General features: G+C 38.4%; 12 protein-coding genes. 11 read left to right on the top strand and 1 reads right to left on the bottom strand.

Annotation, left to right across the window (positions count from 1 at the left end; translation table 11 throughout):
• Nucleotides 1–50 precede the first annotated feature (50 nt).
• The 6 genes from HMPREF0634_RS08680 (at nt 51) to panD (ending at nt 6,798) form a co-directional block, all read left to right on the top strand.
• Complete coding sequence (locus HMPREF0634_RS08680) at nt 51–1,058, top strand: electron transfer flavoprotein subunit alpha/FixB family protein (RefSeq protein WP_007791175.1); 1,008 nt, start codon at nt 51–53, stop codon at nt 1,056–1,058.
• 301 nt (nt 1,059–1,359) lie between these two features.
• A complete protein-coding gene (locus HMPREF0634_RS08675) occupies nt 1,360–2,352 on the top strand; it encodes a 2-hydroxyacid dehydrogenase (RefSeq protein ID WP_007791224.1) in 993 nt (330 codons plus the stop codon).
• 44 nt (nt 2,353–2,396) lie between these two features.
• Complete coding sequence (gene brnQ, locus HMPREF0634_RS08670) at nt 2,397–3,722, top strand: branched-chain amino acid transport system II carrier protein (RefSeq protein ID WP_007791189.1); 1,326 nt, start codon at nt 2,397–2,399, stop codon at nt 3,720–3,722.
• A 153-nt stretch (nt 3,723–3,875) separates the two neighbouring features.
• Nucleotides 3,876–5,060 carry a pyridoxal phosphate-dependent aminotransferase gene (locus HMPREF0634_RS08665; RefSeq protein WP_007791187.1) on the top strand — a complete coding sequence of 395 codons (1,185 nt, stop codon included), beginning with the start codon at nt 3,876–3,878 and terminating at the stop codon, nt 5,058–5,060.
• 280 nt (nt 5,061–5,340) lie between these two features.
• On the top strand, nt 5,341–6,219 hold the full coding sequence (locus HMPREF0634_RS08660; protein WP_007791230.1) for a DMT family transporter: 879 nt from the start codon (nt 5,341–5,343) through the stop codon (nt 6,217–6,219).
• Nucleotides 6,220–6,402: 183 nt separating this feature from the next.
• Nucleotides 6,403–6,798, top strand: a complete 396-nt coding sequence (panD, locus tag HMPREF0634_RS08655) for an aspartate 1-decarboxylase (protein WP_007791246.1) — start codon at nt 6,403–6,405, stop codon at nt 6,796–6,798.
• Nucleotides 6,799–6,917: 119 nt separating this feature from the next.
• Here panD and HMPREF0634_RS08650 read toward each other — a convergent pair whose 3' ends face one another.
• Complete coding sequence (locus HMPREF0634_RS08650) at nt 6,918–8,033, bottom strand: AI-2E family transporter (protein WP_007791179.1); 1,116 nt, start codon at nt 8,031–8,033, stop codon at nt 6,918–6,920.
• A 364-nt stretch (nt 8,034–8,397) separates the two neighbouring features.
• On the opposite strand from HMPREF0634_RS08650, the gene HMPREF0634_RS08645 reads away from it, so the two are divergent.
• The 5 genes from HMPREF0634_RS08645 (at nt 8,398) to sstT (ending at nt 15,877) form a co-directional block, all read left to right on the top strand.
• Nucleotides 8,398–8,793, top strand: a complete 396-nt coding sequence (locus HMPREF0634_RS08645; protein WP_050786381.1) for a hypothetical protein — start codon at nt 8,398–8,400, stop codon at nt 8,791–8,793.
• A 21-nt stretch (nt 8,794–8,814) separates the two neighbouring features.
• Nucleotides 8,815–10,788 (top strand): excinuclease ABC subunit UvrB, encoded by a 1,974-nt coding sequence (gene uvrB / locus HMPREF0634_RS08640; RefSeq protein ID WP_007791222.1) that lies wholly within the window; start codon nt 8,815–8,817, stop codon nt 10,786–10,788.
• A 130-nt stretch (nt 10,789–10,918) separates the two neighbouring features.
• Nucleotides 10,919–11,494 (top strand): nitroreductase family protein, encoded by a 576-nt coding sequence (locus tag HMPREF0634_RS08635; protein ID WP_007791240.1) that lies wholly within the window; start codon nt 10,919–10,921, stop codon nt 11,492–11,494.
• 15 nt (nt 11,495–11,509) lie between these two features.
• Nucleotides 11,510–14,335 carry an excinuclease ABC subunit UvrA gene (gene uvrA, locus HMPREF0634_RS08630; RefSeq protein ID WP_007791182.1) on the top strand — a complete coding sequence of 942 codons (2,826 nt, stop codon included), beginning with the start codon at nt 11,510–11,512 and terminating at the stop codon, nt 14,333–14,335.
• A 279-nt stretch (nt 14,336–14,614) separates the two neighbouring features.
• Nucleotides 14,615–15,877, top strand: coding sequence for a serine/threonine transporter SstT (gene sstT, locus HMPREF0634_RS08625; RefSeq protein WP_007791197.1), 1,263 nt, complete (start codon nt 14,615–14,617; stop codon nt 15,875–15,877).
• The last annotated feature ends 15 nt before the right edge of the window (nt 15,878–15,892 follow it).

Here is a 15,892-nt window from a genome sequence, read left to right as displayed (position 1 = left end):
TAAAGAATTACAATTATAAAAAAATAATGATTTGAAAGGAAGATTACCTAATGAACAAGGATATTTATGTAGTAGTTGAACAGGTAGACGGTGTCGTTCAAAAAGTAGGCATCGAGCTAATTGGTATAGCAAGTAAATTGGCAGCTGACCTAGGACAGGAAGTAGTTGCAGTTTTACTAGGAAAAGAAGTAAGGGGATTGGCTGATAATCTAATCCACCACGGAGCAAATAAGGTTATATGTGTAGAAGACCCAATTTTGGAACACTATGCAACTGAACCATACACTAAGGCATTAAATGCAGTTGTAGAAGCTAAGAAGCCAGAAATAGTACTTTACGGTGCTACTTCAATAGGTAGAGACTTGGCTCCTAGAGTATCTGCGAGAGTACATACAGGTCTAACAGCTGACTGTACTAAGCTAGAAATAGATCCAGAAACTAAGTTATTACTTATGACTAGACCAGCTTTCGGCGGTAACATCATGGCTACAATAGTTTGTAAGGAATTCAGACCTCAGATGGCGACTGTAAGACCAGGTGTTATGCAGGCCCTTCCTACAGACACATCTAGAACTGGTGAAGTAGAAGTATTCCAGGTTGACTTTACTGATGCTGATATGAACATCAAGATCAGAGAAGTAATCAAGGAAAAGCATGCTAAGGTTGATATAACAGAAGCTAAGGTTCTAGTATCTGGTGGTAGAGGTATCGGTAGCCCAGAATACTTCGATGTATTAAAGGAATTAGCTGACGAACTAGACGGTCTTGTTACTTCTTCAAGGGCTAACGTTGACGCTGGTTGGATTGGTAGAGAAAGACAGGTTGGACAGACTGGTAAGACAGTTAGACCAGACCTATACATGGCTTGTGGTATATCAGGAGCTATACAGCACTTAGCTGGTATGGAAGATTCTGAATTTATCGTGGCTATAAACAAGGATGCTCAGGCTCCTATATTCGATGTAGCTGATTTAGGTGTAGTTGGTGACTTACACAAGATAATGCCTATATTAATCGACAAGGTTAGAGCATTAAAGGCTGAAAAGGCTAACATGTAATTTTATTAACGAAAGAGAAAATTTATTTCAACAGATTTTTAAAAACAGCTGTTTAGATAATACTGTGGACATAAAATTTCTATAGTAAAATACAAAAACTTATTGTATAATATACCTAGGGATTTGCACTTCTCCCTAGGTATAGCGTACAATAGGTTTAAAAATGGACAGAATTGTAGAAATTTTTACAAGGATGTCTAAAAAATTTAAACATATTGGTTAAATAAATAACAGTTTGTTTAAATTTATTTATATTTTTTATTATACAAACGCTTATTAGCTAGAGTTAGGGAGGCAAAATATGGTTAAGGTTAGAGTAACTTGTAACAAAAATATTATTGAAAGATTTGGTGTTAAAAAACCAGAAGGTTGGGATTTCCAGTATATTAAGTATCCTTGTTCAGATGAGGAACTAGTTGAACAGTGTAAGGATGCTGATATAGTATTCTGTGGTCCAGTTGATCATTTCAGAAGAGAAGTAATAGAAAAACTTGATAATTGTAAGCTTATACATTCATTAGGCGTAGGTTTTGACAAGATAGACCTAGAAGCCGCTAAGGAAAAGGGTATTTATGTTTGCAATAATAGGGCCGTTAACGCAGTGCCAGTTGCTGAATTAGCTGTTGGACATATGATAACATCTTTAAGAAGAATGCCAGAAGCAGATGCTAAGATAAAGGCAAAGGGTGTTGACGGATTTAATGAAAGCTTCAGAGAGTATCAAGTTAAGGGTCAGAGCGAATTGAGTTCAAGAGTAATAGGACTTGTTGGATTGGGTGCTATAGGTAAGGCGGCCGTTAGAATGCTTAAGGCATTTGGATGCAAGATCCTTTATTACGATGTATTCAGAGCTTCTGAAGACTATGAAAAAGAAAATGATCTTACTTTCTGTACATACGAAGAAATACTTGCTCAGTGTGATATTATTTCTTACCATGTTCCAGTTTTAGATAATACTAGAAATATGGTTCGTAAGGAAACAATAGAACAGATGAAGCAGGATGCAGTAATAATTAACGTTGCAAGAGGAGAAATCGTTAACAATGAAGACCTAGCAGAAGCTCTAAATAATGGTAGAGTATTTGCAGGACTTGATGTTATAGCTCCTGAACCACCAAGTGCTGATCATCCTTTATTTAACCTAACTGAGGCTGGTAAGGCTAGATTATCAATTACTCCTCATATAGCAGGAACAACTGATGATGCTTTCATTAGAATGTCAGAATGGTCATATGCAGACATGGTTAAGGTTATGAATGGCGAAAGACCTAACAACGTTGTTAATGGTCTTTAAAGACTAAGCCTATATGGCAAATCTATTTTAGAAGGTGAATGAGTATGGAAATTAAAAGAAAAGACGTTATCGTTTGTGGTTTTGCATTATTTGCAATTTTCTTTGGTGCTGGTAACTTGATATTCCCACCACACCTTGGTGTTTTAGCTGGTGACAGATGGTTCACAGCTATGATAGGGTTCTTAGTTTCAGACCCAGTTTTACCTATACTAGGTGTTATCGTTACAGCTAGATTAGGTGGTAGGGCAGATGACCTTGGTAAGAGGGTTAGTCCTAAGTTTGCTAAATTGATTGGTACAATTGCTATCTTGACAATTGGTCCTTTCTTTGCAATTCCTAGAACAGGTGCAACAACACATGAAATATTTATTAGACCATTGTTCCCATCAGTTCCAATTTGGGTTACTTCTATAGTATTCTTTGGTTTAACGCTTTATATTACATTGAATCCTGGTAAGGTTATAGACTTTATAGGTCAGTATCTTACACCAGCCCTATTGATAATCTTGGCGATTATCGTGGTTATAGCTATAGTTAACCCACCAGATCCTAAGGTTACAACAGATGTATCAGGACTATTTACAATGTCATTTAAGGAAGGTTACCAGACAATGGATGCCCTTGGTTCTCCACTAATGGCTGGTATAGTTATAAGTGACCTTATCAGACGTGGATATACTGACAAGGAAGTTCAGTTCAAGGTAAGTGTTCAGGTTGGTATAGTTGCATTCATCCTACTAGCACTAGTTTACGGTGGTTTAACTTATGCAGGTGCTACAGTAGGTGGTCACTTTAACGGTGAAACTGAAAGAACTGTACTACTTATAGGTATGGTTGAATTAATGCTAGGTAATGTTGGTAAGGTATTCATGGGAATAGCAGTTGCTCTTGCTTGTTTGACAACTTCAACAGGACTAAGCTCAACTTGTGGTAACTACTTTGAAACTATTTCAGGCGGTAAGTTAAAGTATAAGCATATAGCTATAGTTACAGTTGTTATAGCATTCGTTCTTTCTCTAATCGGTGTTGATGGACTTATAGCAATAGCAGTTCCAATCCTATCAGCTATATACCCAGTTATCATAGTACTTATATTCATGTCTATCTTTGACAAGAAGATTAAGTACAACTGGACTTACACAGGTGCAGTAATAGGTGCATTCGCAGTAGCTTTAATAGAAAGTATAAACCTTGCATCAGTAATGAGAGGTGGAAACCTACTAGCAGGTGCAGCTAAGGCTTGTACTTCATTGCCACTAGGAACATATGGATTTGAATGGGTTGTTCCAGCACTTGTTTGCTCTATAGTTCTTACATTGATAAGTGCAGTAGCAAAAGTTGGTAAGACTATAAATGATCCACTAGATTAATTTGTATTGAGACTTATCGTGCGAATTAAGCAATTATAAAAAATGCATATGACTTTAAATTTGATTCCTCTGGGCTAAGACCTGGAGGAATCAAGTATTAAATATAACAAGTTATAAAAAAGATTTCTAACATTTAATTAGGAGGTAATTATTATGATTTCTCAGGAAATGGTAAAACTAGGTACAGCAAAATCAATAATCAGAGAATTAGCAGGATTCGGTGCTAAGAGGGCAGCTGAAATAGGTGCAGAAAATGTATTAGACTTTTCATTAGGTAACCCTTCAGTTCCAGCTCCAAAGGAAGTACAGGATGCAATAGTAGACATAATAAAGACTTATGAGCCAAAGGTATACCATTCTTATTCTTCAGGTGCTGGTCATGATGGTTGTAGAACAGCTATAGCTGATGACCTAAATAAGAGATTCGGTACTAAGTATACTAAGGACAATTTATTGATGACTTGTGGTGCAGCAGCATCTCTAAACATAACTCTAAAGGCTTTAATCTCATCTGCTGATGATGAAATAATGGTTCTAGCTCCATTCTTCCCAGAATACACAGTATTCATCAATGGTCAGGGTGGTAATCAGGTTCTAGTACCTTGCAAGGACGATATGCAGTTAAATGTGGAAGGTGTAAAGGCAGCTATAACTCCTAACACTAAGGCTATAATAGTTAACTCTCCTAACAACCCATCAGGTGTTATCTATACACTAGATGAAATGAAGGCTCTAGTTGAACTATTGGAAGCTAAGGAAAAAGAATATGGTCATCCTATATACATCATAGCTGACGAACCATACAGAGAGTTGGTTCTTATAGATGGTCTTGAAGTTCCATTCATACCAAACCTATACAAGAATACAGTAATCTGCTATTCTTGGTCTAAGTCTTTATCTCTGCCAGGTGAAAGAATTGGTTATATCCTAGTTCCAAACGAAGTAGATGATGAATTACTTATGGCAGCAGTAGGTGGAGCAGCAAGAGTACTTGGTTACGTTTGTGCACCAACACTATTCCAGCTTGTAGTTGAAAGATGTGTAAGTGTACCACCAAACGTTGAAGTATACAAGAAGAACAGAGACCTTCTATATGATGGTTTAACTAAGTTAGGATACAAGGTTGCTAAGCCAGCTGGTGCATTCTACCTATTCATAGAAGCTCCAGATGGAGATTCTGAAAAGTTCTCTGAAAAGGCTAAGGCTCACGATATGCTAGTAGTTCCTGGAACAGGATTCGGTTCAAAGGCTCACATGAGATTATCTTATTGTGTTGAAACTGAAAAGTGTGAAAAGTCACTAGCAGTATTTGAAAAGTTGATGGCTGAATATAAGTAATATCCTGTATTAAGCAAGCAATCTAAAATTGGAAAGTATATTCTGATATAAGAGAAGTGTCGGCATTTTATGCCGGCACTTTTTTGGCGAATCATCAAGTATCCTGATAGCACTGAAAAATGGCTCTATATCAAATAAGGTTGGTGATAATTTAATTCAACAAAATCTATAAAATTGTAGTTCTATAATATTTAATATATCAAGATTCTTGCTTAAGTCAGCTAAAAAAGATATAATAAATAGTGGTTTTATTTATTATCGATTATTAAAGGAGAAAGAAATGTTTATTGGTGAAATAACAGCCTTGATGGCATCTTTTTGTTGGACTATAAGTAGTACAATTGTAGAAAAAAAGGGGGTTGGTTTTTCTGCAGTAGCTATGAATGTAACCAGGCAGATAGTAGCATTCTTGGCAATAGGACTTATAATAGTCTTTTTTAACAGGTCAAGCTTATCAACCAGCCTTAGTTTCAGGGGGGCTTTTTTCCTGGCCATGTCTGGCCTGATTGGCTTTTCCCTGGGTGACTCCTTCTTGATGAGTGCCTTCACTAGGATTGGGGCCCAGATTACCCTCCTGATATATACAATATCACCGGTTTTAACGGCTGTATTAGGCAGGATATTCTTTGGGGAAAAGCTGACTCCTAGGAATATAGTAGGTATGCTGGTTGTAATTGGGGCTATTATGTTGGTAATAGCCAAGGGTGGATCATCTAACCTCAAGGTCAAGGGGGATCCAAGAGGTCTCTTATTTGCATTTTTAGCATCAATTGGCCAGGCCTTGGGTGTTCTTTTCAGCAAGGCGGGTCTAGAAAATATACCAGCCCTGCCAGCTACGGAAATAAGACTCTTGGGAGGCTTGGTAGGTATTTTGGTAATATGTAGCATAACTAAGTCTTGGCCAGATGTAAAAAGGCTCTTGACTTCAAGGCAGGGAATTGAGGTAACTATGAGTAATGCCCTGATAGGAACTACCATAGGTGTAGTCCTGTCTATGCTTGCTATTAAATATACCAAGGCGGCAGTAGCATCAACCCTTATGACAATGTCACCCGTTATGATTATTCCTATAATGTACTTCTATTATAGGCATAAGGTAAGCAGGTATGAGGTGGTTGGAGCAGTCTTGTCAGTAGTCGGGGTGGCATTACTAGTATAGTAAATCTAAATTGGAAGAGTTTTTATATTTCTTGTATTAGCCTAATATTTGTGATAATATGTACTGGGAGATAGAATTCAAGAGAATCTATACTCACAAGCCGGTTTATTTGTAATTTTATTGTAGAGCTTATATTCAAAAAATGAGACTCATGATCTCAGTAAAATTAAGGGGGAAATATCGATGAAAGTAGATATGTTATGTGGTAAAATACATAGGGCTACAGTTACCCAGGCAGAGTTGAATTATGTAGGGAGTATAACTGTAGATGAAGACTTGCTGGATGCAGCTGGTATAAGAGAGTACCAAAAGGTCCAGATAGTTGACATAGACAACGGAAACAGGTTTGAAACATATACAATAAGTGGAGAAAGAGGCAGTGGCATAATTTGTTTAAATGGTGCTGCGGCCAGGTGTGTCAGTGTAGGCGACAAGGTAATTATAATGGCCTACTGCTCATGTGACTACGAAGATGCTAAGGACCACAAGCCAAGGGTAGTATTTGTGGATGAAGACAACAAGGTTCACAGGTTAACACGCTATGAAAAACATGGTAGAATAGAGGACTTAAATCTATAGGCAAAGGGTAAATAGCTAGTACCAAGTTCCTAGATAATATTAAAAATAAACTGAAGATAAATAATATATTAAAAGGTGTAGACAAGTCATGTGATGACAGGTCCACACCTTTTTTATCGTTATTCTAAAGCTTTTTGTTCTTTATTTACATAGTCTTTAAGGATCTTATACATGCTGGCTATTATTGGAACACCCAGTATGATACCGGTGATACCAAATAAACCACCACTGATTATAATTGCAACAAAGACCCAGATTCCAGGTAGGCCTATGGAAGAGCCTACAACTTTTGGATAAATCAAGTTACCCTCTAACTGCTGTAAAATAATTAGGAATAGCAAAAATGCAAATGCCCTAAGAGGATTTACAGACAGGATCATCAGGAAACCAAAGAGTCCGCCCAGGTAGGCGCCTATTATAGGTATCAGGGCCGTTACACCTACAACAGAACCTATCATAAAAGCATATGGGAAACCTAAGATTAGCAGTCCTGTAGAGCATAGGACGCCCAATATTATGGCTTCTATAAACTGGCCTATAAAAAATGCCTTAAAGGTATTGTCAGTAACCCTAAGTAGGTAGTAAAACTTGTCCAGTATAGGCTGGGGTATAAAAGTTGCAAATAGTCTAGCAAACTGGCTCTTTAGCCCCTCCTTGCCAGCCAGGATATAGATGGCTATAATTAAGGCAATTACAATATTAGCAATTACACTAAATATTGAATTTATTATATTAAGTATATCACCAGCCCAAGTAGTTGATAGGCTGACTAATTTCTTCAAGATAGCCTGGGCATCTAAATTACTAGAAAGGAGCTTGGACTGGAGTGAAGGAAATTCATTTGACAGGCCAGCCAAGAATTTCATTATTTCATTGTATATATTTGGAAAACTATTTGTAAATACTTCTATAAATTTGGAAATCTGAGGTATTATAATCCTAGACACAAGCAGGATAATAAGAAGGAAGAATGCCAGTGATAAAAGTATCGATATAGGCCTCTTCAGTTTTCTTACCAACTTTGTATTTACCTTATCAAGTAGCCTTTTTTCAAGATTTTCAACTATAATATTGAGTATAAAGGCTATAAAGCAACCTAGTATTATTGGGTTAAGGACTGTAAATATCTTGTCCAAAAGGGAATATATATCCTTGATATTTAGGACGACAAGGGCAGTTAGGCCAAAGACCAGACTGACAAATACTATTCTTCTCTTAAAATTTATGCTATTCATGGGTCATCCTCCTAGTTCGACTTGATGTGTTTAAATTCACATAGCTAATTATCAATTTGGATTATACAGTTTGAAATATAATCTTAATACGATTTTACATTATAAAAAAATATAATACAAGTATCAAAATTTCTAAATTACAAGTATATCCAGTGTATATAGTTATATCTTAATATCAGTTAAAGTGGTATAATAATAGTACAAAGTAAACTTAAATTGCTTTGTGCTTGCTATAATATTTATTTAATATTCTTACCTGTAGCTTATTAAAGGGTCTTTAAGAAATATATATTGCTTGTGGACTTATTATAGACTGATTATTAAGACTAGGAATAAGGCAGGTAACTTTAGAGGAGGTATTATCATGACAAAAGTATTTAATGATGAAAAAGTTTTGGTATCTTTTGAAACTAAGAGGAAATTAAGTTTGGAAAAACAGGGGACAAATATGCTAGCCAGTTGTCTACTAGGACGTAGTAAGATTTCTGGTATAGAGCCGGATGTGTATACTATTTACCTTACTGACAAGACCTTCTTTGCAGAATATAGTAGGAAGAGCCTACATGGTGATATACCTAAAAGGGTTACAAAGTTGAATATACCTTTGACTGATATTAAGAAGGTTGAATTCAGGAAAAAGGACGGGCAGGAATGTCTATACGTGTTCAGTGCCTGGGCTAAGGAATATTATTTTGAAATTGAAAATGAGGAAGCTAGGCTAGCAGCAGAAAAAGTAATAGCCTATATAAATGATAAGTAGGATAGACAGGAGATGCATAGGATGGATTTTAAGTTAGTTTCTGACTATGTGCCAACAGGAGACCAACCGGAGGCCATAGACAGGATATCTCAATCCATAGAAGAAGGTAACAAGTACCAGACCCTGGTAGGTGTAACAGGGTCTGGTAAGACTTTTGCTATGGCAAATATAATACAGAGGGTGAAAAAGCCTACCCTGGTTCTAGCCCATAACAAGACCCTGGCAGCCCAACTCTATAGTGAGTTCAAGGAATTTTTCCCTGAAAATGCTGTTGAATACTTTGTTTCATACTATGACTACTACCAACCTGAAGCCTATGTGGCCCACAGCGATACCTATATAGAAAAGGACGCAAGCATAAATGATGAAATTGACAAGCTAAGGCATTCGGCTACAGCTGCTATATTGGAAAGGGATGATACTATAATAATATCATCCGTTTCTTGTATTTATGGCTTGGGTGATCCCAAGGACTACAAGGAACTGATGTTATCACTAAGGCCCGGCATGGTTAGGGATAGGGACGACATAATCAAGAGGTTGGTGGAAATCCAGTATGAAAGAAACGATGTAAACTTTATCAGAGGTACCTTTAGGGTTAGGGGGGACATTTTGGAAATATTCCCGGCCAGTAATGACGAGAAGGCTATCAGGATAGAGTTTTTTGGTGATGAAATAGATAGGATTACGGAGATAGATTATGTCACAGGTAAGGTGGTTGGCCAGAGAAACCATGTGGTAATATTCCCGGCATCCCACTATGTAACTACACCCGAGAGGATAGAAAGGGCTATTGGAACTATCGAGGAAGAACTTGACCAGGCTATAGCTGACTTTAAGTCAAGGGACAAGCTTTTAGAGGCCCAAAGGATAGAGCAGAGAACCAAGTATGATATAGAGATGCTGAGGGAAATTGGCTTCTGTCAGGGGATAGAGAACTACTCTAGGCACATAACAGGCAGGTCCAAGGGTGAAAAACCATATACATTGATGGATTTCTTCCCGGATGACTACCTGATAATAGTAGATGAATCCCATGTGACCATTCCCCAGGTCAGGGGTATGTATGCTGGTGATAGGTCTAGAAAGAAGTCCCTTATAGAAAATGGCTTTAGGTTGGAGTCGGCCTATGATAATAGACCACTTAACTTTGAAGAATTTGAATCTAATATACACCAGGTCCTATTTACTACTGCTACACCTGGACCTTATGAAATGGAGCATACAGAGGTATTTGCAGAACAGATAATAAGGCCTACAGGTCTATTGGACCCAACTGTAAGCGTAAGACCGGTTGAAAACCAAATAGACGACCTTATAGTAGAGATAAATAGAAATGTAGACAAGGGCGAAAGGGTCTTAATTACTACCCTTACAAAGAAGATGAGTGAAGACTTGACCAAGTACCTCCTGGAGTCAGGTATCAAGGTAAAGTATATGCATTCTGATATAGTAACCCTTGAGAGGACAGAAATAATTAGGGACTTGAGACTTGGCAAGTTTGATGTATTGGTGGGTATAAACCTCTTGAGAGAGGGGTTGGATATACCAGAAGTCTCTCTTGTAGCCATCTTGGATGCTGACAAGGAAGGCTTCCTAAGGTCAGAAACATCAATGATACAGACCATAGGGCGTGCTGCCAGAAATTCAAATGGTAGGGTCATCATGTATGCTGACAGGGTAACTGACTCTATGCAGAGGGCAATCTCTGAAACTGAGAGAAGAAGGGCTATCCAGATGGCCTATAATGAAAAGTATGGCATAGTTCCAAAGACTATACAAAAGGGTGTAAGGGACAGCATTGAGGCTACAAGAATAGCAGAAGAAGTAGAGTCATATGATGTAAATGACATAAGAGCCCTAAAGGATGAGGCACAAATTAGCCAGGCTATTATAGTTATGAAGTCAGAAATGATGGCTGCTGCTGAAAATCTAGAGTTTGAAAAGGCTGCTGAACTTAGAGACAAGATTATGATATTAGAGAAAAAGCTCTAGTCCTTGCCTATATTAGGATGATACATAGGAAAGAATTAATAATTAAATACCCATATTGGGTATAAATAACTAGTAAGAAAAATAGCAATACGATAAACACGAAGATAAGGTATGGAAAGGTGGTAATACTATGAATTTCAAAGAATTAGTCAAATCAAACAGAACTTGTAGAAGATATGATGGTACAAAGTCTATCACTAGACAGGACCTACTAGATCTTGTAGACCTGGTAAGGTATACTCCTTCTGGTATGAACAAGCAGGCTCTTAGGTTTGCCATAGTTGCTGATGAGGAAACAAATGCTAAAATATTTAGGACTTTGTTTTGGGCAGGTTATATAAAGGATTGGGATGGGCCTATTGAGGGCGAGAGGCCAGGTGGATATATACTTGGATTTGAAGACACTAATTATGGTAAGCCTATGCCAGAGGATATTGGTATAGCAGCACAGACAATAGCCCTAGGTGCAAGGGCTGAGGGTAAGGCTGTATGTATAATCAAATCTTTTAAGAAGAATGAAATAAAGGAGGTCCTAGGTATAGCTGACAACTTAAATCCAATACTAGCTATACCAATAGGATATCCTCTAGAGGAGGTTGTAATAGACGATATACATGCAGGTGATGATATTAAGTACTATAGGGACCAGGACCAGGTCCACCATGTGCCAAAGATAGTCACTGAAGACTTATTGATAAACAAGTAGGGGAAGGGGAAGATTTTGAACGAATATATAAGGATAAAGGGGGCTAGAGAAAACAACCTAAAGGCTGTTGACCTCGAGCTACCTAGAAATAAATTTATAGTTTTTACAGGCCTATCAGGATCGGGTAAGTCATCTCTTGCCTTTGATACCATATATGCAGAGGGCCAGAGGCGGTATGTGGAGAGTTTGTCTTCATATGCCAGACAGTTCTTGGGCCAGATGGACAAGCCTAGTGTAGACTATATAGATGGCCTATCTCCGGCTATTTCCATAGACCAGAAAACTACATCTAAGAACCCTAGGTCAACTGTGGGTACAGTTACAGAAATATATGACTACCTAAGACTCCTATTTGCCAGGGTGGGCAAGGTCCATTGTCCCCAGTGTGGCAAGTTGATCAGTCAAATGACCATACAGGAGATAGTAGATAGGGTTATGGAATATGAAGAAGCGAGTAGGCTCCAAATCCTATCCCCTGTAATCAGGGGCCAGAAGGGAACCCACAAAAAGACCCTAGACTTTATTAGGAAAGAGGGTTATGTCAGGGTAAGGATAGATGGGGAAAACTATGATATAAATGATGACATAGACCTGGAAAAAAATAAGAAACACAGCATAGAGATAGTTGTTGATAGAATTATAGTAAAGCCAGGTATTGAGGCCAGGTTGGCAGATTCAATCGAGGCTGCCGTAAAATTGTCGGATGGCCTGGTAGTAGTCCAGGATATTAGGCAGGAAGAGGAAACTATGTTTTCTACAAAGTTTGCCTGCCCAGACCACGGTATAGGTATAGAAGAATTGTCTCCAAGGATGTTCTCCTTTAATGCTCCCTTTGGAGCCTGCGATATGTGTAATGGACTAGGGGAGAGCAAGGAAGTAGACATAGACTTGATTGTACCAAATAGAGACCTAAGCCTAAAACAGGGGGCTATTGCAGCCTGGTCTAGTAATGGGCTCAATGACAATACCTATTACTCTATGATGATCCAGTCCCTATGCAAGGTATATGGTGTATCCATAGACACTCCTTTTAAGGACCTACCTGATGATTTTGTTGAGGAATTGCTTTATGGCAAGGAAAACACCCTCCTAACCTTTGAATTTGATTCCAAGTTCAGTGGCATGAAGACCTACCAAAATTACTATGAGGGGGTAGTTGTCAATATAGATAGGAGGTATAGGGAAACCAACTCAGAATTTATGAGGGACAAGCTAGAAGACTTCTTTGCAGAAAATCCATGTCCTAAGTGCCATGGTCAGAGGTTGAAACCGGAAGTCCTGGCAGTAAAGGTAAATGATAAGAATATAATGGAGGTTACTGACCTATCTGTTGAAGGCCTAATTGACTATATTTCTAGTCTAGAATTGAGCCAGAAGGACCAGGTCATAGCAAAGGATATAGTCAAGGAGATAAGGGAGAGGGCATCCTTCCTAAACAATGTAGGTCTAGGATATCTTACCCTATCAAGAAAGGCAGGAACCCTTTCAGGTGGTGAAGCCCAGAGAATCAGGCTGGCTACCCAGATAGGGTCGGCTCTGACAGGTGTCTTATATGTCTTGGATGAGCCTAGTATAGGTCTCCACCAGAGGGATAATGACAAGTTGATTGCCACACTTAGGAACCTGACAGACCTGGGAAATACCCTGATAGTGGTAGAACATGACGAGGATACTATGAGGGCAGCAGACTATATAGTAGATATAGGTCCAGGTGCAGGTATACATGGTGGTGAAATTGTGGCTGAGGGTAGCCTTGACCAGATTATAGAAAACAAGGATTCTATAACTGGCAAGTACCTGAGTGGTCAAATCAAGATACCCCTACCAGAAAAGACAAGAGAGGGCAATGGTCTCTTCCTTGAAATAAGGGGGGCCAGTGAAAATAACCTAAAGGATGTCAATGTCAAGTTCCCACTTGGAAAGTTTATCTGTGTGACCGGTGTATCAGGGTCAGGTAAGTCAACCCTAGTCAATGAAATCCTCTACAAGGCTACTACTAAGAGGTTAAACAAGTCTAGGATTAGACCTGGTAGACACAAGGAAATCCTAGGTATAGAGAATATAGACAAGGTTATAAATATAGACCAGAGTCCAATAGGTAGGACTCCTAGGTCCAACCCGGCTACATACACAGGTGTATTTGACATGATTAGGGACCTTTTTGCATCTACAAATGAGGCCAAGGCCAGGGGCTACAAGAAGGGCAGATTTAGTTTTAACGTCAAGGGTGGCAGGTGTGAGGCCTGCAAGGGAGATGGTATATTAAAGATAGAAATGTTCTTCCTGCCAGATGTCTACGTACCTTGCGAAGTCTGTAAGGGTGAGAGGTATAACAGGGAGACCCTACAGGTTAAATACAAGGATAAGTCCATAGCAGATGTTCTTGAAATGAACGTTGAAGAGGCCTTAGAGTTTTTTGAAAACATACCTAGTATAAAGAGAAAGCTGGAAACCCTAATGGATGTTGGTTTGTCCTATATAAAACTAGGCCAGCCATCTACCCAGTTATCAGGAGGAGAGGCCCAGAGGATCAAGCTGGCTACAGAACTAAGTAAGAGACCTACGGGTAGGACACTTTACATCCTAGATGAACCTACAACAGGTCTGCATTCAGAGGATGTAAGAAAGTTGATTGAAGTCCTACAAAGACTGACGGATACTGGCAATAGCATTGTAGTAATAGAGCACAACCTAGATGTGATCAAGACTGCCGACCATATTATCGACCTGGGACCAGAGGGTGGTAATAGGGGAGGTACTATAATAGCAACGGGTAGCCCAAGAGAAATCTGTCAAGTGGAAGAGAGCTATACCGGTCAGTACTTAAAGAAGATGATTTAATATTGAAAATAATCTAGTTAGGGCATAGTACCTGGCTAGATTATTTTATTAAAAAAAACATCTACAATATAGGTATTAAGGTGTAAAAGGGAAAACGATATAAAATGTAAGGGTATACTTTTTGACAGAATTAATAGTATAAGCATGTTTTCCCTGCTTTACATTATATATTAAGGTTAAAGGCGAAAAGTAAGGCTGTAAATTATTTTTTTTATGTTTGATTATTCTTTTGTTTTGTTATATAATAGCTTTATCTAAATTAAGAGGAGGTTTGAGTTTATGAGAGATTTACTCAGAAAATGGAATAGCATAAGCCTTGTTAAGCGTATCATAGTTGGTATGGTTATAGGTGCTATCTTGGGTGTTGTAGCACCAAAGGCGGTAGCAATAGGTATGCTAGGTACATTATTCGTTGGTGGATTGAAGGCAATCGCACCAGTTTTGGTATTCGTTTTGGTTATTGCTGCTATATGTCAGCATCAGGCAGGACAGAAGACAAATATGAAGAGCATTATTGTTCTATATCTAATTGGTACATTCTCAGCAGCATTAATTGCAGTAGTTGCAAGCTTTATGTTCCCAGTTAAGCTTATATTGGCAGAGGGAGCAACAGATGTAACAGCACCAGGTGGAATTGCAGAAGTTTTAAAGGCATTATTAATGAATATAGTAGACAATCCACTAAATGCAATTGTTAATGGTAACTACATAGGTATACTAACATGGGCACTTGTATTTGGATTTGCTTTGAGAAAGGCAGCTGATAGTACTAAGAAGATATTGACAGACATATCAGAAGCAGTATCTCAGGCAGTTAAGTGGGTTATCAGCTGTGCACCATTTGGTATTTTGGGTCTAGTGTATAACACAGTATCTACAAATGGTCTAGGAATATTCTCAACTTACGGTAAGCTTTTACTAGTATTGGTTGGAACAATGTTCTTTATAGCCCTAGTTGTAAACCCATTCATCGTATGGGTGTGTACAAGAACTAATCCATATCCATTGGTAATGAGAACATTAAAGGATAGTGGTATGTATGCCTTCTTTACAAGAAGTTCAGCAGCCAATATACCAGTAAACATGAACTTGTGTAAGAGTCTAGGTCTAGACAAGGATACATATTCAGTATCTATACCTTTGGGAGCGACAATAAACATGGCAGGTGCAGCCGTTACAATCGCTGTACTAGCACTAGCAGCAGCGCACACATTAGGTATTAAGGTTGATATGCCAACTGCTGTTATACTAAGTATTCTATCAGCTGTGTCAGCTTGTGGAGCATCAGGAGTTGCAGGTGGTTCATTACTATTGATACCTCTAGCTTGTTCACTATTCGGTATACCAGCAGATATATCAATGCAGGTTGTTGGTGTTGGTTTCATAATAGGTGTTATCCAGGACTCTTGTGAAACTGGTCTTAACTCATCAACAGACGTTCTTTTCACAGCTACAGCTGAACTAATGGAAAGAAAGAAAAATGGTGAAAAAGTTGACTATGCAAGCATAAAGGCTGCAGCAGCAGAAAATAATACTCTATAATTTAAGATTATTTAA

Origin of the sequence: Peptostreptococcus stomatis DSM 17678, from assembly GCF_000147675.1 — a bacterium.
GTDB lineage: Bacteria > Bacillota > Clostridia > Peptostreptococcales > Peptostreptococcaceae > Peptostreptococcus > Peptostreptococcus stomatis.
The sequence above is the reverse complement of the archived record's forward strand: the minus strand, read 5'-3'. Positions and strand labels throughout refer to the sequence as shown.